The 19,417-nt window shown below is 69.7% G+C and carries 19 protein-coding genes; 7 read left to right on the top strand and 12 right to left on the bottom strand.

Annotated features, from left to right (window positions below; all coding sequences use genetic code 11):
* Positions 1-43: 43 nt before the first annotated feature.
* The 4 genes from FGL98_RS02775 (at position 44) to FGL98_RS02760 (ending at position 3,175) form a co-directional block, all read left to right on the top strand.
* On the top strand, positions 44-781 hold the full coding sequence (locus FGL98_RS02775; protein WP_222431993.1) for an IclR family transcriptional regulator: 738 nt from the start codon (positions 44-46) through the stop codon (positions 779-781).
* Positions 782-886: 105 nt separating this feature from the next.
* Positions 887-1,900 (top strand): thiamine pyrophosphate-dependent dehydrogenase E1 component subunit alpha, encoded by a 1,014-nt coding sequence (locus tag FGL98_RS02770; RefSeq protein WP_146315146.1) that lies wholly within the window; start codon positions 887-889, stop codon positions 1,898-1,900.
* Between the two features lie 10 nt (positions 1,901-1,910).
* A complete protein-coding gene (locus FGL98_RS02765; protein ID WP_146315145.1) occupies positions 1,911-2,945 on the top strand; it encodes an alpha-ketoacid dehydrogenase subunit beta in 1,035 nt (344 codons plus the stop codon).
* A complete protein-coding gene (locus tag FGL98_RS02760; protein WP_146315144.1) occupies positions 2,942-3,175 on the top strand; it encodes a lipoyl domain-containing protein in 234 nt (77 codons plus the stop codon). Before FGL98_RS02765 ends, FGL98_RS02760 begins: the two co-directional genes overlap by 4 nt.
* A 97-nt stretch (positions 3,176-3,272) precedes the next feature.
* Here the strand turns inward: FGL98_RS02760 and FGL98_RS02755 are convergent, their stop codons facing one another.
* From FGL98_RS02755 to serS, 3 genes are all read right to left on the bottom strand, one after another.
* Positions 3,273-3,950, bottom strand: coding sequence for a response regulator (locus FGL98_RS02755; protein ID WP_146315143.1), 678 nt, complete (start codon positions 3,948-3,950; stop codon positions 3,273-3,275).
* Positions 3,943-5,304, bottom strand: a complete 1,362-nt coding sequence (locus FGL98_RS02750) for a sensor histidine kinase (RefSeq protein WP_146315142.1) — start codon at positions 5,302-5,304, stop codon at positions 3,943-3,945. Before FGL98_RS02750 ends, FGL98_RS02755 begins: the two co-directional genes overlap by 8 nt.
* 142 nt (positions 5,305-5,446) lie before the next feature.
* Positions 5,447-6,757 carry a serine--tRNA ligase gene (gene serS, locus FGL98_RS02745; RefSeq protein WP_146315141.1) on the bottom strand — a complete coding sequence of 437 codons (1,311 nt, stop codon included), beginning with the start codon at positions 6,755-6,757 and terminating at the stop codon, positions 5,447-5,449.
* 140 nt (positions 6,758-6,897) lie between these two features.
* Here serS and FGL98_RS02740 point away from each other — a divergent pair, with 140 nt between their 5' ends.
* Positions 6,898-7,815, top strand: coding sequence for a diacylglycerol/lipid kinase family protein (locus tag FGL98_RS02740; protein WP_146315140.1), 918 nt, complete (start codon positions 6,898-6,900; stop codon positions 7,813-7,815).
* Positions 7,812-8,276, top strand: a complete 465-nt coding sequence (locus tag FGL98_RS02735; RefSeq protein ID WP_146315139.1) for an SRPBCC family protein — start codon at positions 7,812-7,814, stop codon at positions 8,274-8,276. The genes FGL98_RS02740 and FGL98_RS02735 overlap by 4 nt, the downstream gene beginning before the upstream one ends.
* Positions 8,277-8,345: 69 nt before the next feature.
* On the opposite strand, the gene pheA is transcribed toward FGL98_RS02735, so the two are convergent.
* Together pheA and FGL98_RS02725 are read right to left on the bottom strand one after the other, a co-directional pair.
* Positions 8,346-9,278 carry a prephenate dehydratase gene (gene pheA, locus FGL98_RS02730; RefSeq protein WP_146315138.1) on the bottom strand — a complete coding sequence of 311 codons (933 nt, stop codon included), beginning with the start codon at positions 9,276-9,278 and terminating at the stop codon, positions 8,346-8,348.
* Positions 9,279-9,416: 138 nt separating this feature from the next.
* Positions 9,417-10,652, bottom strand: a complete 1,236-nt coding sequence (locus FGL98_RS02725; RefSeq protein WP_186525938.1) for a glycosyltransferase 87 family protein — start codon at positions 10,650-10,652, stop codon at positions 9,417-9,419.
* 37 nt (positions 10,653-10,689) lie between these two features.
* Between FGL98_RS02725 and FGL98_RS02720 the strand changes: the two genes are divergently transcribed.
* A complete protein-coding gene (locus tag FGL98_RS02720; protein WP_186525937.1) occupies positions 10,690-12,768 on the top strand; it encodes a US12 family protein in 2,079 nt (692 codons plus the stop codon).
* A 13-nt stretch (positions 12,769-12,781) separates the two neighbouring features.
* Here FGL98_RS02720 and FGL98_RS02715 read toward each other — a convergent pair whose 3' ends face one another.
* From FGL98_RS02715 to FGL98_RS02685, 7 genes are read right to left on the bottom strand one after another with little or no spacing between them, the layout of a single operon-like run.
* Positions 12,782-13,390: a hypothetical protein gene (locus tag FGL98_RS02715; RefSeq protein WP_146315135.1), complete on the bottom strand. Its 609-nt coding sequence runs from the start codon at positions 13,388-13,390 to the stop codon at positions 12,782-12,784.
* A 27-nt stretch (positions 13,391-13,417) separates the two neighbouring features.
* Positions 13,418-14,878 (bottom strand): polyprenol phosphomannose-dependent alpha 1,6 mannosyltransferase MptB, encoded by a 1,461-nt coding sequence (gene mptB, locus FGL98_RS02710; protein WP_146315134.1) that lies wholly within the window; start codon positions 14,876-14,878, stop codon positions 13,418-13,420.
* 43 nt (positions 14,879-14,921) lie between these two features.
* The gene (locus FGL98_RS02705; protein WP_146315133.1) at positions 14,922-15,632 is read right to left on the bottom strand and encodes a glycosyltransferase family 2 protein; all 711 of its coding nucleotides are present in this window, start codon (positions 15,630-15,632) and stop codon (positions 14,922-14,924) included.
* Positions 15,632-16,504, bottom strand: coding sequence for a DUF5926 family protein (locus FGL98_RS02700; protein ID WP_222431992.1), 873 nt, complete (start codon positions 16,502-16,504; stop codon positions 15,632-15,634). Before FGL98_RS02700 ends, FGL98_RS02705 begins: the two co-directional genes overlap by 1 nt.
* A gap of 11 nt (positions 16,505-16,515) precedes the next feature.
* Complete coding sequence (locus FGL98_RS02695; RefSeq protein ID WP_146315131.1) at positions 16,516-18,042, bottom strand: DUF2079 domain-containing protein; 1,527 nt, start codon at positions 18,040-18,042, stop codon at positions 16,516-16,518.
* 9 nt (positions 18,043-18,051) lie between these two features.
* Positions 18,052-18,486 (bottom strand): ATP-binding protein, encoded by a 435-nt coding sequence (locus FGL98_RS02690; RefSeq protein WP_246136340.1) that lies wholly within the window; start codon positions 18,484-18,486, stop codon positions 18,052-18,054.
* A gap of 46 nt (positions 18,487-18,532) precedes the next feature.
* Complete coding sequence (locus FGL98_RS02685) at positions 18,533-19,369, bottom strand: glycerophosphodiester phosphodiesterase (RefSeq protein ID WP_222431991.1); 837 nt, start codon at positions 19,367-19,369, stop codon at positions 18,533-18,535.
* Positions 19,370-19,417 lie beyond the last annotated feature (48 nt).

Below are 19,417 nucleotides of genomic sequence, written 5' to 3'. Positions count from 1 at the left end.
CCGAGGCAATAGGCTCGGGCCAAGGAGATCTATGGTCGGGTCGTTGTCGCAGCCGACCCTGATCACATCTGTGGTCCGGGCGCTCTCGCTGCTGGACACTGTGGGTGCCCAGTGCGGCCCGGTGCCTGCGAAGAAGCTCGCACGGCTGACGGGGCTGCCCCTGGCCACGACCTACCACCTGCTGCGCACGCTGCTGCATGAGGGATACCTGGACCGGGAGGATGGCGGATATGTCCTCGGTGCACAAGTCTCGACCCTCGCCGATCGTCGGCAGGAGGACGGTCATCGCACCCACGGGGTGCTGCGCGGACTGCATGACGAGCTGCACGCACCCGCCTACCTCTCCGTGCTCGATGACGGAGAGATCCGGCTCGTCGACGTGGCGGACAGTCCGGATGCGCCGCGCACCGACATGTGGGTCGGCTTCGAGGACGCCGCGCACGCCACCGCCCTCGGCAAGGCCGTGCTGGCATCTCTCCCGGAGGCGCGGTGCCGGGACTATCTTTCCGAACATCCGCTGGTGGACCTGACGTCGGCGACCGTGACCAGCCGGAGGGTGCTGCTCCAGCAGCTGCAGCGCAACCCCGAGATCGCCACCGACGAGCAGGAGTATGCCGTGGGTGTCGCCTGCATGGCCGTGCCCGTGCCGTCGACGGCGATTGTCGGCGCCGTCGCGATCTCTGTCCCGCTGGAACGCCGCTCGGCACTGCTTGCCAGCAGGCACGCGCTGCGTCGCGCCGCGCAGCTCATCGCGCTCGCGCGCGACGCGGTTGCCGGCTGAGCCCGACACGAGTTTTGTCACCAACTGAAATATTGCCGTGGCCCGGCCCTGGCTCTCGGCGCACGCTGGAGTGGTCAGATTCGTTTCCCGAGCAAGGGGAGTCCCATGACGACCGACCTCTCCGCCCGAGCGAGCTCCACTGAGCTCACGGGCGACCTACGCAAGGCCCTGTTCACCACGATGATCCGCAGCCGAACCTTCGAGGAGGCGATCCTGCGGGAGTATCACGCCGACAAGGCGCCCGGTTTCGACATCGGCAAGGGCCTGATTCCCGGTGAGATGCACCTCTCGGCGGGCCAGGAGCCCGTGGCGGCCGGGGTCTGCGAGCATCTTACCGCCGCCGATGCGGTCACCTCGACCCACCGGCCGCACCACTTCGCTATCGCGCACGGCGTGGACCTGAAGCCGATGGCGGCCGAGATCTTCGGCCGGGTCGACGGGCTCGGCAGAGGTCGTGGCGGCCACATGCACCTGTTCGACCCCTCGACACACTTCTCCTGCTCGGGGATCGTCGCCGAGGGATATCCCGCGGCCCTCGGTATGGCGTTCGCATTCTCTCGCCGCGGCACCGATGCGATCGCGGTTGCCGTCACCGGTGAGGGTGCTGCAAATGCCGGTGCCTTCCACGAGTCCCTGAACCTCGCAGCGCTCTGGAAGCTGCCGGTGGTCTTCGTGATCGAGGACAACGAGTGGGGCATCTCGGTCTCTCGCGAGGCGTCGACCCCGATTCCGTCCAACGCCGACCGAGCCGCGGCATACGGCATCCCTGGCACGCGGGTCGAGGAGAACGACGTCGAGGCCGTGTATGCCGCAGCCGGAGAGGCCGTCGCGCGTGCCCGAGGCGGCGGTGGACCCACTCTGATCGAGGTGCACACGCTGCGTCTGTGGGGTCACTTCGAGGGTGACGCCCAGGGATACCGGCCCGACCTGGACCAGGTGCCGGACCGGGATCCGATCCCGCGCTATGAGGCAACGCTGCGGGACGCAGGCGTGCTCGACGATGCCGTAGGAGAGCAGATCCGCTCGGCGGCGAGCATCGAGGTCGAGGGCGCTATCGCCTTCGCCAAGGCCAGTGCCGAACCGGACCCCGCCACCGTTCTCGACTACGTGTTTGTGTGAAGGAGCTGTCATGACTGTCACTGACCGGCCGGCCCAGGCGCCCACCCGCCGGCTCAACACCTCGAAGGCGATGGTCGAGGCCATCGCCGCGGAGATGGAGGCAAACCCCGAGGTGTTCTACCTCGGTGAGGATGTCGGAGCCTACGGCGGCATCTTTTCTTCCACCACCGGTCTGCTCGACCGGTTCGGCCCGCAGCGGGTCCTCGACACCCCGATCTCCGAGACCGGGTTCATCGGCCTTGCGATCGGCGCGGCCACCGAAGGCATGCGACCGATCGTCGAGCTGATGTTTGCCGACTTCATGGGCGTGTGCCTGGACCAGATCTACAACCACATGGCCAAGATCCACTTCGAGTCCGGCGGCAACGTCAAGGTGCCGATGGTCCTCACGACGGCCGTGGGCGGCGGCTACTCCGACGGAGCCCAGCACTCGCAGTGCCTGTGGGGCACCTTCGCGCACCTGCCAGGTATGAAGGTCGTCGCACCCGCGACCCCTGCCGACGCGAAGGGGCTGATGACCGCGGCAATCCGCGACGACTCCCCGGTGGTCTACATGTTTCACAAGGGCGTCATGGGCCTGCCCTGGATGGTGAAGAACCCGCGCTCGATCGACGTGGTGCCTGCAGGTGAGCACGTCGTCGAGATCGGCAAGGCCCGGGTGGCACGCGAGGGCAGCGACGTCACGATCGTCACCATCTCGCTGTCGGTGCACCACGCGCTGGACGTCGCCGAGCAGTTGAGCAACGAAGGGATCTCGGCCGAGGTGATCGACCTGCGGTCGCTGGTTCCGCTGGACCGGGATGCCATCTGCGCGTCTGTCGCCAAGACGGGCCGACTGGTCGTCGTCGACGAGGACTACCTCTCCTTCGGGATGTCCGCCGAGGTGGTCGCATCGGTCACCGACCGTGACCCGAGCCTGTTCAAGGCGCCGCCCGTGCGGGTGGCCGTGCCCGACATACCCATTCCCTATGCGCGGCCGCTGGAGTATGCGGCACTTCCACGGCAGGATCGGATCGAGGAGGCCGTGCGGAAGGCGCTTCGATGACCGACGTCCCGTTCCCCGTCATGAGCCAGAAGGAGCCGGATGCCGTCGGGGTGGTCGCAACCTGGTACGTGGCCGAGGGTGAGCAGGTGGTCGCTGACCAGCTGCTCGCCGAGGTGCAGTTGGACAAGGTGGACGTCGAGGTGCCGGCGCCGTGTGCCGGCACGGTCCACCTGACCACGGGCGAGGGCACCGAGGTGGCGCAGGGCACCATCATTGCGACGATCGACTGACCTTCTCCCGCCGACAGGCATACCAAACCACCGAGCGGCATACATGTTTCATGCACCTCTCGAGCGGTTGGTATACCTCTCGGCGCGGGTGGTGGCGTCAGTCGCCGGGGTGGATGAGGCCGGCCTCATAGGCGAAGACCACCGCCTGGACGCGGTCGCGCAGATGCAGCTTGGCCAGGCAGCTGGAGACGTGGGTCTTGACCGTCGCGGCACCGACCACGAGGTGGTCGGCGATCTCCGCGTTCGAGCGCCCGCGACCGAGCAGGGTGAGCACCTCCCGCTCCCGCGGTGTCAGATTTGCCAGTGCATTCTGCTGCGGGTACGGCCGCCCGGTCGCGGTCGCGGACGTCATCCGCTCAATCACGCGGCGGGTGACCTCCGGTGCAAGCAGCGCGTGCCCGTGGCCGGCGGCGCGGATGGCGCCCACGAGGTCGTCGGGGTCGGTGTTCTTCAGCAGGAATCCGCTTGCGCCTGCATCGAGCCCGGCGAAGAGGTAGTCGTCGTGGTCGAACGTCGTGAGGAGCACTACACGGGACAGGCCGTCCGCCACAATGCGGCGGGTCGCCTCGATGCCATCCATCCGCGGCATCTCGACATCCATGAGGACCAGATCAGGCGCCAGCTCACGGCACAGCTCGATCGCGCACACCCCGTCGGGTGCCTCACCGACGACCTCGATGTCGTCCTCAACCGACAGCATCAAGGCGAATCCACCTCGAACCAAACGCTGGTCGTCGGCCACGACGATGCGCAGTGTGGCCGCCTGCTCAGTCATGCGACATCTCCGCGGAATGCTGTGGCACCCCACCGTGCCGAGAGTTGCCGTCGTCGAAGGGGAGTCGCACGCGCACGCGGTACCCGCCCGTGGCGCGCGGCCCGATCTCGGCGACTCCGCCGTGTGCGACCACGCGCTCTTGTATGCCGAGCAAGCCAAGTCCGGTGCCGTGCATGCCGGGGCGCAGGCGGCCCGCGTCGAGAACCTCCGCCTCGGCATACGCCCGTCCCCGCTCGCGGCCCAGGCGGATGCACACCGTCGCCGACCTCGAGGTCGAGTGACGGCGCACATTGGCCAGCGCCTCCTGGGTCGTGCGGTAGAGACCGAGGCCGACCGCCGGAGGCACATCGTCGGTGAGCGCCGGTGTGTCGTCCACAAACTGGAGATCAACGTGCATGCCGGCGACGCGGAACTGCTCAATCAAGGTCGCTATGTCCGGGAACCCCGGCTCGGGAGCGCGGTCGCCACAGGTCTGGCTCGCGCGCAGGGTGCCGAGCAGGTTGCGCATCTCGCCGACCGCAGACCGAGACGACGCCTCGATGGTGGAGAGGGCACCCTCTGCAGCCGCGGGGTTCTTGTCGAGCACGCGCCGGGCTGCTCCGGCCTGCACGCCGATGACCGACACATGATGGGCGACCACGTCGTGCAGCTCCCGCGCGATCCGTAGGCGTTCGGCCACCACCGCCTGCTCCTGCAGTTGCTCGGACTGGGACGCAATGGTCGAGGCCTGGTCGGCGAGGGACGCGTGCTGGCGTGCGTTGCGCCAGGCGGCCGCACCGCCGAGGACGGCACCGCCGAAATAGATGGAGTTGACGAGGTAGGAGTAGATGATGCTGGCCGCTGTGGCAGTGAGCAGGCCCTTGGTGCCGGCTCGGTCCAGTGCGTGCACCTGGTCCAGATTCGGCCCGCCGGCGATGAACTGGTAGGCGATCCAGCCGAACATGAAGAGGACGAGCAACGCCGCCGCGACGGCCGTGCGACGCCGTGGGTGACCCCAGGCGACAGCGCTGAAGAAGCCGTAGAGGTAGAGGAACTGCACGATCACGCCGAGCATGACCTCAGACATCGTGATCCCGGTGATGAACATGTTGGCTCCGCACAGCAGCATCACCGTCAGCGGGAGGCGCCGTCGCCACACGAGGATTGCCGCACCGATCACCAGTGGGAGATATTGCAACCAGATCGGCTGGACCGTCTTGGTGAGCTGGTAGGTGCTGCGACTCAGCTCGATCCCGAGAGCGGCGAAGATCAGGAACCCGACCGCGATGATCAGGTCGTTGCGTAGCCAGTGCTCGGGCAGCGGCCGACGCCAGGTGTCACCGATGCCGAAGAAGCTCGCTACCCGATCTCGCATCGCCTCAGCCTAACCGGGCGGTGGGCGACGCTGCCCACCGTCGCCGCCGAGCCGCATACCGTCGCCGGGTGGTCGACCAGGGCCACCCCGGCAGTGCACAACCGAAGAGAGGTCTTTGCGAGCTGGCGTCTCGAGTGACCGCTCAGGCGAGCGGCTCGAGGACCTCGAGGCCGAGGAACGGCTGCAGCGCCTTCGGCACGCGCACCGAACCGTCGGCCTGCTGGTGGTTCTCCAGGATCGCGACGATCCACCGGGTGGTGGCGAGCGTGCCGTTCAGCGTTGCCACGGTGTCGGTCTTGCCCGATTCCGTGCGATAACGCGTGCCCAACCGGCGTGCCTGGTAGGTCGTGCAGTTCGACGTCGAGGTCAGCTCGCGGTAGCGCTCCTGCGTCGGCACCCATGCCTCACAGTCGAACTTGCGCGCCGCCGATCCTCCGAGGTCTCCTGCGGCGGTGTCGATGATGCGGTAGGGCAGCTCCATCTTGGCCAGCATCTCGCGCTCCCAGCCGAGCAGTCGCTGATGCTCGTCGACGGCATCCTCCGGCTTGCAGTAGACGAACATCTCGACCTTCTGGAACTGGTGCACGCGGATGATGCCGCGGGTGTCCTTGCCATGCGAACCGGCCTCGCGGCGGTAGCAGGTCGACCACCCGGCATACCGCCTGGGACCTGCGGTGAGGTCGATGATCTCGTCCTTGTGATATCCGGCCAGTGCGACCTCGGAGGTGCCCACGAGATAGAGATCGTCGGTGGGCAGGTGGTAGACGTCCTCGTGCGCGTCGAGATATCCGGTGCCGTCCATGATCTCCGGCTTGACGAGTGTCGGCGTGATCATCGGGGTGAAGCCGTACTCGACCGCCTGCGCCACCGCCATGTTGAGCATCGCGAGCTCGAGGCGCGCGCCGACACCGGTCAAGAAGTAGAACCGGGCACCGCCGACCTTCGCGCCGCGCTCCATGTCGATCGCGCCCAGCTTTTCGCCGAGCGCCAGGTGGTCCAGCGGCTCGAAGTCGAATGTCGTTGGCTCACCGACGTGCTCCAGCACCGTGAAGTCGTCCTCGCCGCCACTCGGCACACCGTCGAGAATGACGTTGCCGACCTTGCGCAGCAGCCGCTCGAAGGTCGCGCCCTGGTCGTCGGCGGCCTGCTCGAGCTCCTTGACGCGCGCGCCGAGGGTGCTCGCCTCGGTGCGCGCGGTCTCCGCGTCGGCCTCCATCGCTGTGAGGTCGCCGTCACCGGTCTTCTTCGCCTTGGCCAGCCGCCCCATCACCGCCCCGACGTTCTTGCTGACCGACTTCTGCTTCGAGCGCAGGGCCTCGAACTCGCCCAGGCTGGAGCGCCGGGCCTCATCCGCGGCCAGGATCTGGTCGACCAGACCCTCGTCGTCCCCGCGGGCACGCTGGCTGGCCCGCACCAGGTCGGGGTTGTCACGCAGCACTCTGATATCGATCACGCGGCAAGGTTAGTTCACACCTCACAAAGTCGTTGCTCATCCCTCGCTCAGTCCTTCGCGGGGACCCCGTCGTGAGGCGGCTCGGGTATGTTGCAACCCGACAACATCGGTGGCAGTGACGACAAGGCGGGTGAGAACGGATGAGGCGCGCGGCTGTCATCGTCAACCCCACCAAGTTCGACCGGCTGACCCCGCTGCGCGCTCGGCTGGAGGCCATCTTCCGGGCCGGCGGCTGGTGCGACCCCCTGTGGATCGAGACGACCGCTGACGACCCGGGCACCGGTCAGACCCGGCAGGCTGTGGCCGCCGGTGTGGACCTTGTGTGCTCGCTCGGCGGCGACGGCACGGGCCGGTGCGTGGCCGCGGGACTGGTCGGGTCCGGCATACCGCTCGGTGTGCTCGCCGCCGGCACCGGCAATCTGCTCGCGCGCAACCTGGGGCTGCCCCATCGGCGGTATGTCGATGGGCTGCGACTTGCGCTCACCGGCCAAAACACCGCGATCGACGTGATGCGGATCGAGCTGGACCGCGATGGCGATGGCACGTTCGCCGCGCCGGAGACCGGGCTGGTGATGACCGGCATACACCTGGACGCGGAGATCATGGCGAGCACCAGTGAGCGGTTGAAGAAACGCGTCGGCTGGCTGGCGTATCCCGCGGCCGGTGCGCGCCACGCCGTGCACGATCGGGTCACCATGCGGGTCGAGACCGATCGTGGCGATGTGGTGGGGCCGGCGCCGACCACCGGGGTCCTCGTCGGCAACTGTGGGCGGTTGACCGGAGGGATCAAGCTGATGCCGAGGGCGAGTGTGCAGGACGGGCAGCTGGATGCCGTGGTCCTGACCGCGCCCAGCGTGGTCGGGTGGGTGCCGCTGATCGCGCAGATTCTCAGTGGGTCCCAGAGGTCGACCAAGGCGATCCGGCGGCTGGAGTGCGCATCGCTCACCGTCCGGTGCGAGGAGCCGGCCATGATCGAGATCGACGGGGACGTGCTGGGGCGAGCACACGGGATACGACTGAGCGTGGATCCGCTGGCACTGACGGTCCGCACGACGTGACCACCTTCTTTCGCTTCGTGTCCAGTCATCGGCTGGACGCGCCGCGGGACGCGGTGTTCGACGTGCTGGCGGAGGCGGAGACCTGGGACCAGTGGTGGCCGCAGATCCGCTCGATCACGCCGTACTCGGCGGTCACCGGGCAGGTGCGGATCCGCAGCATGCTGCCGCTGACCCTGGTGCTCGAGCTGACAAGTGAGGTCGTGGACCGTGGCAGCGGGGTGCTGCGGGCGTCGCTCGCCGGTGATCTGGAGGGCTGGGCGCAGTTCACCGTGGCAGCGGAGGCGGGCGGTGCCCGGCTCGACTACGTGCAGGAGGCGCGGCTGGTGCGGCCACGCCTGCCAGCCGTCCTGGGCTACGTCATCCGGCCGGTGCTGATCGCGAACCACGCGCTGATGATGCGGGCCGGCATGCGCGGTCTCGCCGCCCGCGCCCACGTCCGCTCCCACCCCCTTCCCGAGTAGTCACAAATTGCACGCGAGGAGTCACTCCCAGCACGCGAGGAGTCACAAACTGCGAGAAAGGGGGGTGGGCTACTCGCCGCGGAGGTGACGCAGCCAGCCCTGAGCCTCCAGGAACGCGTCGTCGCTGGCGGTCGCCAGGATCGAGGCGCTGCGCCCGTCCGCTCGGGGGTAGGAGCCGAGGAACCGCACCTGCGCCGCGACCCGATGCAGCCCCATGAGGGCCTCGCCGACCCGTTCATCACGCGCATGACCTTCGAAGTCGATGGAGAAGCAGTAGTTGCCCATGACCGACTTCGTCGGGCGTGACTCGAGGCGGGTCATGTTGATGCCGTGCGCGGCGAGCTGCTCCAGCAGCTCGAGCAGGCCACCGGCACGGTCCTCATGCTGGAAGACCGTGATGGTGGTCTTGTCGGCCCCGGTGGGGTCCGGCATACGTCCCGGCCGCGCCACCAGCACGAACCGGGTCACGGCGGATGAGTTGTCGCCGATGTCCTCCGCGAGCACCTCCAGCCCGTTGTTGTGCGCGGCGACCGGTGCGCACACGGCCGCGTCGTATGCCGTGCCGTCGCCGTCCGAGCTCGCGGCGAGTCCCGCGGCGGCGCCGGCGGTCGACAAGGTCTGCACATAGGCGGCCTCCGGCAGATTGGCGACCATCCACCCCCGCACCTGCGCCCAGGCGTGCGAGTGGGTGCCGACGGACCGGATCGCGCTGCGCTGCGTGCCGGCGCGTGCCGCGAGCACGAAGGTGATCGGCACGAGCACCTCGCCGATGACGGACAGCGGCTCATCGGCATTCAGCGCATCCATCGTCGCCGAGACGCCGCCCTCGACGGAGTTCTCGATCGGCACCATCGCCGCGTCGATCGTGCCCTCGCGCAGCGCCGCCAACGCCAGGTCGACCGAGCCGAAGGGCCGGTGTTCGCCATCCTGCGCCGGCCGCCACGCGAGCAGGGCCATCTGGGTGAAGGTGCCCTCGGGGCCGAGGTAGCCGAACCGGGTCATGTGTCCTCCGGGGGGAGCGCGTTTAGGTGCCTACGGCAGGTTATGGCGCGCGGCCGGACCCCGGCGCAGCGGTCTCGACCTACGGATCCCGCATACGACCCGGGGTGCACTGTGTGACTACTCGAGTGCAATTCGTGACTACTCGGGTGTTGGGAGTGACTTCTCGGGGAGGGTCGTGGGGGATTTCCAGGTGCGGAGGGCGAAGATCACCAGGCAGACCAGGGCCAGCAGGCCGAAGCCGTTGTTCATCAGCACACCCCACGGATTGCCGTTGCTCTGCTGCGGGAACGACTGCCCGGTCGCCACCAGCCGCCACTGACCCCACCACGGCAGATCGAGCAGATACCCGACATACACCAGAGCAGCCAGCATCACCCGCCGCCGCGAACGGCCCGCACCGAGCAGCACACCGATGATCAGCACGACCCAGTCGAAATGGTGGATCCACGACACCGGCGACACCAGCACGGTGACCAGCCCGACCAGCGCCACCTCGGCGATGGTGTCCCGGCGGGCGTATGCCGCTCGCGCCAGTCCCAGCCCCACGATCAGCACGACGACCACGAGCACCGCCCAGATGGCGGTGCCCCAGAGCCCGCCCGGGCCCACGCGCAGCAGCATTCCACGCAACGACTGATTGGACGTGCCGTCATTGGGGCCCAGGCGTGAGGTGTCCTCCAGCGCACCACCCCAGAACGCGAACGATGCACTGGGCAGCAGCAGCGCCCCGAGCCCGGTGGTGCCGGCGGCGGCGCCGATCGCCCACGCGGCGGCCCGCCACCGGCGGGTGACCAGCAGCTGCACGATGAACATGCCGGGGGTCAGCTTGATCGCGGTGGACACGCCGATCAGCACACCCTGCGGGAGCCGGGCGATCCAGGGCGGCCGGTGGAGGTCCAGCAGGCAGGCCAGCAGCAGGAACGCGTCCACCTGGCCGAACCGCAGTCCGTCGTTCACCGGCAGCAGATAGAACGACGCGACCGCGGCGACCGCGAGCACGAGCGGCGCCCGGGGGCCGGCGCGGCGCAGGAGGGGGCGCACGGCATACCCGGCGATGGCGACGTCGGCGGCCGCCTGCACGAAGAACCAGCACCAGCCGGCTACCTTGAACGGCACGATCGCGAGCGGGATCGCCAGGATCGACGCGAACGGTGGATAGGTGAAGGGCAGAGACTGCGGCGGCGCGAGGTAGTCGTAGACCGCGCGGCCGCGCAGGTTCGACACACCGGCCTGGCGGTAGACCGACAGATCGACCTGCCAGTGCTGCGGCGTCGCCTGCACCAGCTGCTTCAGGATGGTCGGCGTCAGACCGCCGGCGATGATGGCGATCGCGAGCGCCCACCACAGGAGGCGGCGGCGGGTCGATGCGGTCACGGCGCCATTCTGACGGACGTTTCGTACGCTGGGGCCCATGGTTCGCCGCTGGTCCGTTGTCGTCGTCGCGGTGCTCCTCATCTTCATCGGCCTCGATCTGGCCGTCGGCAGGGCCACGGCGACACCGAAACCGCAGCCGATCAGCGGAAACGGCCCGGTCGTGGTCATCGGCGTGCCGGGTCTGCGCTGGCAGGACGTCTCGGCGAAGGACACGCCCGAGCTGTGGCAGCTGCTCAGTCTGGGCGCGACCGGATCGGTGTCGGTGCGTGCGGTCACCACCGACACCTGCACGCCGACCGGCTGGCTGTCGCTGTCGGCAGGTGTGGGCGCGAGCCCGGGCGTCGGCGCTGCCGCCTGCCGGACGAAGACCCCGCAGATCAGCGGGCACACCGCCACCTGGCCGCAATGGGCGCAGTGGCAGCGGGACGCCAAGGGCGACACCACCATTGGGGCGCTCGCCTCGACCATGGAGAGCCACCGCCAATGCGTCCAGGCGGTCGGCCCGGGTGCGGCGCTCGCGGCTGCGGACGAGGACGGGAAGGTCTCGCACTACGCCGCCTCGATCGACACGGCGAACCTCTCGTCCTGCGCGGCGACCTTCGTCGACCTGGGCGCAACGGCGAGTGCCGGCAACGCGTCGATGATGAGTGCGCTCAGCACGGCGATGGGCAAGGTGCCCGGGAACGCGACCGTGATCCTCACCGGGCTGTCCGACGGCGCCCACCCCACCGGCACCGGTGACGCCCACCTGCGGGTGCTGTATGCCGTGGGGCCGGGCGTGCCGCACGGCCGACTGCGGTCGTCCTCGACCAAGCAGGCCGGCCTCCTGCAGGCCGCCGACGTCAGCGCGACCATTCTGCAGCGCGGCGTGCCGCAGACCGGCGACTGGCCGGCGTCGATGACCGGGCAGCCACTGCAGGTCATCCCCTCGAATCAGAGCACCGCGGCCGAGGTGCAGAACGGTCGGGACCTGGACGCCGTGCTGCACCACGAGCACGCCGTCGTCGGCTGGCTGTATGTCGGTCTCGGCGCCCTGATCCTCGCGATGGTCCTCGGCGAGTGGCGCGGCTGGCGGCGACAGCAGCCCTCACCGGTGTGGGTGCGTCCGCTCGCGATCTTCACGTCGGCCGTGCCGGTGGCCACCTTCGTGAGCACGTGGGTGCCCTGGTGGCGGGTGCCGCCCGCGAGCCTGTGGCTGGTCGTCACGACGGCCGCGTTCGCGGCGGTCCTGACCGGCGCGGCCTACGCCGGGCCGTGGCGCCGAAGCGGCCTCGGACCCTTCCTGCTCGTCGGTGTCGCCACGATGCTCGTGCTGATGCTCGATGTGATGAACGGCGCGCGGCTGCAGCTGGTCGGCATGCTCGGGCTGCAGCCGGTGCTCGGCGGGCGCTACTACGGCATGGGCAATGTCGGGTTCGCGGTGCTCGCCACGGCGACGCTGGTCGTGGCAACCGCCGTCGCGGCCTACCTGGTGGGCAAGGACGAACGCCGGTTGGCCGCCGCGTCGGTGCTGCTGATCGGCCTGCTCGCGAGCGTGGTGGACGCGGCGCCGCAGTGGGGAGCCGATCTCGGCGGACCACCGGCGCTGCTGGTCGCGACCCTGCTGCTGGCCGCTCTGGCGCTCGGGCTACGCCTGACCTGGCGACGGATCACCGGGATCGTCGTGGTCGCGGTGGCGCTGGCCGTGCTCGGAGCCGTCGCGGACTGGCTGCGACCGGCCGCATCCCGCACGCATCTGGGCCGATTCGTGCAGCAGTTGATCGACGGGACCGGCTGGTCGGTGATCGGTGAAAAGCTCGCCGCCGATGTGCGACTGGTCTTCGGCACACCCGCCACTCCGCTGGTGCCGATCGCCCTGATCGCCCTGATCGTGCTGATGGCGCGCCCGTCGACCCGGCCGGGCCGCTCGGTGCGCGGGGTGCTGTCGGCGGTGCCGTTCCTGCGGGAAGGCGCCGTTGCCCTGGTCACGTGCTGGGCGGTCGGCTTTGCCATCAACGACTCCGGGGTGGTGATCCCGATGGTGGGTGGACTGATCGCCCTGCCGGTGTTGGTGGGGGCCCACACCTTCCGCGAATCCGAGGACGTTGCAACGGTTGTCGAGGCGCCGGTCGAGTAGCGGGTATCAGTGCCTACTCAGGGTAGGCCGAGGGGTCTACCTGCGCCCGATAGCCGGCCCGAAGCACGGCAACGCTCGATGGCGGAGTGATGACCTGCGCCGCACCGGTGGTCGGTCTGGCGCGGCCCCCCGCATAGCCGTGGGGTGTCCAGCCGACCAGCGCATCGCCGAGCACCAGCACGGGCTGATCGTCCACAACGGCAAAAGTGCCATCGGGCAGCGTCTTCCACTCCATCGGGTGCAGCCGCCGCTGGTGGGTCCCCCGCACGATCCGCTCGCCGTGCAGCCGCCGGTTCATCTCCTTCGCCGACGGTGCCTCAAGCGTCGGCCACGCAGCACGGTAGGCGTTGTAGTCGTCGCGTCGACACTCCGCGCACGGGCGGTGCCCGGCCGCGAGCGAGACGGCTTCGTCGTGGAAGAACAAGTAGGTGTAGTGGCCCGGTTGCCACTGCGGCTGCCAGCGCCCGCGGAATTCCAGCGCGCAAGTGATCCACAAGTCGCTCGCGTGGAACCGGACGATCTCTCGGCCGCGGTGCAGCAGCCCACGGTTGCCGGTCCACGCACCTCGTAGCGGGGTGGCGATGATGTCACCGAGCGGGGTGACTCTGTTGCGGTCGGGCATTCGCTGCTCCTCGTCCTTCGCAGCAGGTTACCGGCGGACGGGCGTGCGCGGGGCCGGACGCCCGATACCGGCCCGCCGCATCCACACTGCGAGCGCACCGAGCACGATCCAGCCGACCCACGGCGACACGTTCTCGCGGAAGCCGAGCGTCCAGGTCTCGACGGACGATTGGACCCCTTGCACCCGCCCCGGCACGTAGGCCAGCGCCATGAAGAGATAGCGCACGACCAATGCCGGGTCCCAGGCGAACGGCGCGAGGAGCGGCAGCAGCGCCCAAGTGAGCGTGTCATACCAGGGCAGTGAATACGGCGCTGCCACAACGTATGCCGTGTTGAGGGCGAACGTCGTGGCAACTGCCTGCCGCAGCATCGGGTTCGCGATCCAGCGGCCGAGGACGTAGCGGTTCGCCACTCGATGGAAACCGTAGGACAGCGCGATCATTGTTGCCGCAGCGAGCACAAAGGCCACTGTGGTCACGGCCCACTCGGGCAGAAACGTGCGCAGCAGCCGGATCACCAGCGACCACGGTGAGGCATACGAGAAGGACCCACCGGCCGCACCGAACTGGTGGAAGGCATGCGGTCCGGCGACCGCGAAGCAGGGCACCAGGATGAGCAGGACGCCGAGCACCAGGTTGCGGACGCGGCGCACCAGCTGATCGGCCTCGCCGCACTGCCGCCAGGCCCAGATAATGCCCAGTGCGACCACGGCATACGTGAGCTTGGTGCTGGCCGCGGTGCCCACCAGCACACCGGTCGCCAGGGCGCTGCGGCGCATCGTAACCAACGCCGCGACCGCCAGCACACCCGCAATGGCGTCGACATGGGCGCCGAGCACCAGCACGCCGAAGACCAGCGGGTTGAAGGTCCACAGCACGTCGATCCGACGACGGGACCGCTCCTCCCAGGCAATCTGCCGCAGCAGCCATCGGGTGACCAGCCAGGAGGCCACGACGAAGATCTGCCAGATCCACACCGTCTCGCGCAGGTTGTCCCCGCCGATCAAGTTAGAGAATGCCTGCAGGCTGGTCGCGAACGGGCCGTAGATGCTGGGGGTGTGCTGCCACGGTGGCTGCACGGCCGCGGTGATCGGGTCGAGCCCGCCGCGCCAGTCGATCGGCGACTGCGAATAGGGGTCGCCGCCCTGGACGGCGATCCGCCCGTAGGCGGCGTAGTTGGTGTGATCCCCGGACCCGAACGGCCCCGTCAGCAGGGCAAGCACGGCGAGCGCGAAGACCCACGGCCAGGATGCGCTGCGACCGGTGCGGTGGAGGAGGCCGAGCAGCACCCCGGCTGCGCCGAGGCTGTAGGCGAGGAAGAGGATCACTGTGACCGTCAGCGAGGACGGCTCCCACGGCAGCATGCCCGGTGCGAAGCCGCGCAGCCCGAGCGGTGGCTTGGCCGCCGAGGTCTGGGCGAGGCCCACGAGCACCAGGAGGGCAAACGCGATCCAGAGGAGCGGGGTCCGCACCCGCTCGAACGCGGTCATCGCGCGTCGCCCGGGCGGCCCGAGCGCCAGTCGGCCTGCCCCGTCATGGCTTGTCGCCCGCGGGTTTCCGGCGCCGGCGGGCCAGCGCGAGCCACACGTCGCGATATTGCGCAGCCCGGTGCAGTCGGCCACGCCAGCCGGGTCCGCTGACGCGGTGGTGCAGCTCGCACGGCACCTCCCGCACCCGTAGGCCGGCATTAAGCACGTCGATGGTGAGGGCGACCTCCACACCCCAACCACGGGCCAGCGGCATCGCGGTGGTCAGGGCGGCACGGCTCAGGCATCGCATCCCCGAAAGGGGCTGTGCCGCCTGCCAGCCGGTGCGTGACTGGATGCCATCGCGAGCCAGGCGCACCACGAAGCCGTGCCCGCCGCCGGCCCGGCGCTGCGGCGGCAGGACGGCAATGGTCATGTCGGCTGTGTCGCCGGTCACCGGGTCCACCAGGGCACCGAGTGCGCGGGCGGACTCCTCGAGGTCGGCGTCGACGAAGAGGACGGGCAGCTCGGCATACCCCTGGGCCACGGCGTATGCCGAACCGGTGGTCATCGCGGCGGCCTTGCCCTTGTTGCGGTGGTGCCGTACGACCTCGGCGCCGGCCCCGTGGGCCACCTCGGTGGTCGCGTCGGAGGACCCGTCGTCGACGACGATGACGCAGGCCACCTGCGGCAGGTCGCGCACGCCGCGCACCGTCGCCGCGATCCGCTGCGCCTCGTCCTTGGCGGGGATCACGGCCACACACGAGGCCGTGCGCATCAGCGCAGGGTCACCTGCCGGCTCACGATCCCGTGCCGGGCGCGGCGCTCGTCGGCAGTCAGCGGGGTCGTCTCGGCGAGCGCGGTCTCGAACCGGGCCGCGAGCTCACCCAGGTCGTCGGCGTGCGACTCGGCGGGCTGGTCGGCGGCCACCTCCCAGACAGGCACGAGCAGCCCACAGGTGCGGAACGCTCCCAGCAGCCGGCCGTCGCCGAGGCGGCTGTTGCCGGCGGCATGCAGGCGGGCGAGCGCGTCGGTGGCGGCGTCCTCGTCGTGCGGGAGGATCCAGCGGACGTAGCAGCGGTTGCCGAGGCGGCACCAGTAGGCGGACGCCGCCGAGCTCAGCCGCACGGTTGGGGCAACGGCCTCATTGGCCCGATCGAGCGACGCCTTGCCGTCGGCATCCAGCTCCTGGTCCTCGACCCAGAAGTCGAATCCCTCGTGCAGCGTCACCTCAAGGTCGGTGCCGGTGAGCAGGTCCTGCAGCCGGGGGCTGGCCGCGGAGGCCTTCGGCGCGGACGTCAGCGGCGTACCCTCTGGCAGCGCGAGGGTCGCCAGGAGTGCCTCGGCCAGGTCGCGGCTGGCGTCACCGGACGAGCCACCGGACTGCAGCGCCACGAGGACGCTGCCGTCGGAGCGGTGCAACCCGGACCAGGCCATCGGCAGCACCGTCGCCAGCGTGGCCTCGTGGTCGCTGCCCTCGTGGGTGAAGGTCACCGTGGCGGTCGCGGCCGGGATGATCTCGCGCATCCCGACCAGCTCGGACTCACCGGGCAGCCCCTCGAACGGGCGGCGGGCGAAGGGCGCCGGCATGGTCCGCGGGTCGCGCGGCGCCTTCTTGCCCTGCGACTTCTTTCGCGATGCTTTTCCCATGAGGGTCAACCCTACTGGCCCGAGGATCTGTCCTGGTCGCAGGAGGGGAACGCGGCGGGGCGCGGCGTCGGGAAGGTGACGAGCAGCACACTGCCGATCCGGGTCAGCCGCCAGTGCCGCTGCGGTTCACGGGCCAGGCGCAGGTAGGTCGTGCGCTGGCAGGGCGTCGCCTGGAACTGTGAGACGTCGCCCAGGGTGAAGACGGCGTAGGAGACGTGCTCGGGCCGTCCCGAGCCGAGCATTGTGACCCGGTGGTCGGCGATCAGGTAGGGGCCTAGGTTGTTCTGCGCAGCCACCCGCGCACCGTCGGGGATCTGTGCGGACGCGCGCTGCAGGTCGCGCACCCGAGCGCTGGTGTGGAACGCCGCGAGCGGCGAGATCTGCTGGCGGGTCAGTGACGCGACGCCGCCGCCGACGGTCAGGCCGGCGGATGCCAGGGCCACGACGATGGCGCACGGCGTGGCCCAGCGGCGTGCGTGCCACCAGGCCACGGCATACGGCCACGCCTCGATCGCGGCGCCGAGGGCGATCGGCACCAGGTCGACGGCGTAGTGGTAGCGGCTGGACCAGTAGTGCGGGTTGGACGAGAAGGTGCGCCAGGCCAGGGTCGGGATCGCCAACCAGGTGAGGTTCGAGCGCCAGCCGATCACCAGGCACGCCGCGGTGAAGAAGACGAGCGGGCCGGCGCGTCCCAGCAGGTCCAGGCCGTTCACCGGGGCGGCCGAGCTGCCGATCAGCTCGTCCCCGCCGCCGGCACCGAAGTAGGTCAGGTAGGAGCTGCTTCCGCCCGGGTTGAAGTGCGCGATCACGCCAACGGCGACGATGAGTCCGACCACTCCCAGACCGCTGAGCACCAGCCCTTCACGTCGTGCCCGGCGCTCGCCGTCCCTGCCGCGGGCGTGCCACCAGCCGCGCCACCACCACAGGGCGCCGGCGGCGATCACCGTCAGCCCGAGATCCTCCTTCACAGTCAGCAGCAGCACACAGGCGACCACCACCCACCGCAGCCGGTGCCACAGCATCGCCCAGACCAGCAGCGCCATCAAGGGTGCGGCAAAGCAGACCTCGTGCACGTCGAAGAGGTCGCCCGCGACCAGCGCCCGCCCGGCCGCGCCCAGCAGCAGCACCGCGAACCCGGCCCACGTGCCGATGCGGATCGCGGCGATGCCGGCCACCACCCCGACGGCGATCGCCAGGCACAGCCCCTGCGTGAGCAGCAGCGCCCGCGGGTCCGGCCAGATGCGCCAGGCCACCCCGAATACGGCGGTGATCGGGCTGAAGTGGTCGGCGAGCAGCGTGTGCGGCCCCCGGATGAACGAGCTGGGCAGGTGACCGATCGACCACTGCTGCGCACCCTGGCTGAAGATGCCCAGGTCGTAGGAGGTGGTGCGGCCGAGGTCCCAGCGCGCGAGGGCGATGATGGCGAACCACGCGAAGGCGACCGCGCCGGCGAACAGCCCGACCAGGCATGCCCGCGCGGTGTCACCGGCGAGCGGTATGCGGACGGCCGCACCCGCCGGGGTGGCGTCGCCGCTCACCCTGGGCTCCTACACGCGGCGGCGGGATGGGCCGCCGAGGGCGGCCCACACGGTCGTGCGGTGCTCCTCATCGGTGACACCCCACTCGTGGGCGAGCGAGCGCACGATCCGCAGCCCGCGCCCGCTCGGCGCCCAGGTCGTCTGAGGCTTGGGCCGCGGCGTGGTGTCGCTGCCGCCGTCGGACACCTCAACCTCGACCCGGGGCGCACGGACCTTCCAGTGCACGCGCACGCTACCGTCCGGCAGTGGGTGGCCGTGCAGGATGGCATTGGCGACCAGCTCGGCGACGACGGTCTCGGCCTCATCGACGATCCGCTGTGGCACGGTGCCGTCGCCCAGGTCGTCGACGAGGGTGCGGCGGATCTCTGGGACGGAGTCGGTGGTCCAGGCCAGCCGGACGGTGCGGACCCGTAGCTGTGACGGGGACGAGCTGGTCGTGCTCACGGTGCATACCTCCAGGTTTGACACATCATCACCGCCGGTGATGATGTCACCTGCGGACGCCACCTGGATAGACCGCATCGACCGCTTCTCGCACGACCGACGGCTTGTTGGTGATGATGGCATCCACGCCGAGGTCGAGACAGATCTCGATGTCGCGTGGTTTGTCGACGGTCCAGACGTGCACCTGGTGGCCCGCGGCGTGGTGCTTCTGGACGAACCCGCGGTGCCGTCGCACGATCGGCATACCGGGACCCGCTATGGCGACGCCTCGCGGCAGGCCGTCGCGGAACGGCAGCGGCGCTCCGGGCTCGATCAGCAGCACCCGCTGCAGGTGCGGCGCGTACTTGGCGAGGCGCTGCATCGCCAGGGTCGAGAAGGACATGGCCCGCACGGTCACCAGCGAGTTGCCGGGGATGAGCAGGTCGAACTCGTGCAGGACCTGCACCAGCTGCCGCTCCACCTCACCGGCATATCGGGTCGGGTGCTTCGTCTCGATCACCAGATCCAGCGGCCGGTTGGCGGCCAGCGCGGTCAGAATCAGCTGTCGCAGGGTCAGCAGATTTGCCTGGTTGCGGTCCGGCTCCTCGGGGTCACCCGTGTCCGGCCGCCTCTTCCAGCTGCCCCAGTCGAGGTCTTCCAGGTGCGCGAGTTCGAGGTCGGAGACCACGCCCTTGCCGTTGGAGGTGCGATTGACGCGGCGGTCGTGCACGCAGACCAGATGGCGGTCAGCGGTCAGGCGCACGTCGCACTCGATGCCGTCAGCACCCTCGGCGATCGCCCGTTCATACGCGCCGAGCGTGTGCTCCGGCTCGACATGGCTGGAGCCTCGGTGAGCGATGACCTTGGGAGGTCCACCGTTCAGCGGTTTGCCGTTGCGGTCCACGCATCCATCCTGCCAGGTCCGGCCCACGCAGGTCGACAGGTGGGGCCC

Source organism: Leekyejoonella antrihumi, assembly GCF_007845645.1.
Classification (GTDB): Bacteria; Actinomycetota; Actinomycetes; order Actinomycetales; family Dermatophilaceae; genus Leekyejoonella; species Leekyejoonella antrihumi.
This window is presented reverse-complemented; position numbering and strand designations above follow the sequence as displayed.

What these genes read in the sequence shown, in the direction of transcription:
- FGL98_RS02770 (WP_146315146.1), top strand. Translation starts at nt 887, where the DNA reads ATGACGACCGACCTCTCCGCCCGAGCGAGCTCCACTGAGCTCACGGGC.
- FGL98_RS02765 (WP_146315145.1), top strand. Translation starts at nt 1,911, where the DNA reads ATGACTGTCACTGACCGGCCGGCCCAGGCGCCCACCCGCCGGCTCAAC.
- FGL98_RS02760 (WP_146315144.1), top strand. Translation starts at nt 2,942, where the DNA reads ATGACCGACGTCCCGTTCCCCGTCATGAGCCAGAAGGAGCCGGATGCC.
- FGL98_RS02755 (WP_146315143.1), bottom strand. Translation starts at nt 3,950, where the DNA reads ATGACTGAGCAGGCGGCCACACTGCGCATCGTCGTGGCCGACGACCAG.
- FGL98_RS02750 (WP_146315142.1), bottom strand. Translation starts at nt 5,304, where the DNA reads ATGCGAGATCGGGTAGCGAGCTTCTTCGGCATCGGTGACACCTGGCGT.
- FGL98_RS02740 (WP_146315140.1), top strand. Translation starts at nt 6,898, where the DNA reads ATGAGGCGCGCGGCTGTCATCGTCAACCCCACCAAGTTCGACCGGCTG.
- pheA (WP_146315138.1), bottom strand. Translation starts at nt 9,278, where the DNA reads ATGACCCGGTTCGGCTACCTCGGCCCCGAGGGCACCTTCACCCAGATG.
- FGL98_RS02720 (WP_186525937.1), top strand. Translation starts at nt 10,690, where the DNA reads ATGGTTCGCCGCTGGTCCGTTGTCGTCGTCGCGGTGCTCCTCATCTTC.
- FGL98_RS02715 (WP_146315135.1), bottom strand. Translation starts at nt 13,390, where the DNA reads ATGCCCGACCGCAACAGAGTCACCCCGCTCGGTGACATCATCGCCACC.
- mptB (WP_146315134.1), bottom strand. Translation starts at nt 14,878, where the DNA reads ATGACCGCGTTCGAGCGGGTGCGGACCCCGCTCCTCTGGATCGCGTTT.
- FGL98_RS02705 (WP_146315133.1), bottom strand. Translation starts at nt 15,632, where the DNA reads ATGCGCACGGCCTCGTGTGTGGCCGTGATCCCCGCCAAGGACGAGGCG.
- FGL98_RS02700 (WP_222431992.1), bottom strand. Translation starts at nt 16,504, where the DNA reads ATGGGAAAAGCATCGCGAAAGAAGTCGCAGGGCAAGAAGGCGCCGCGC.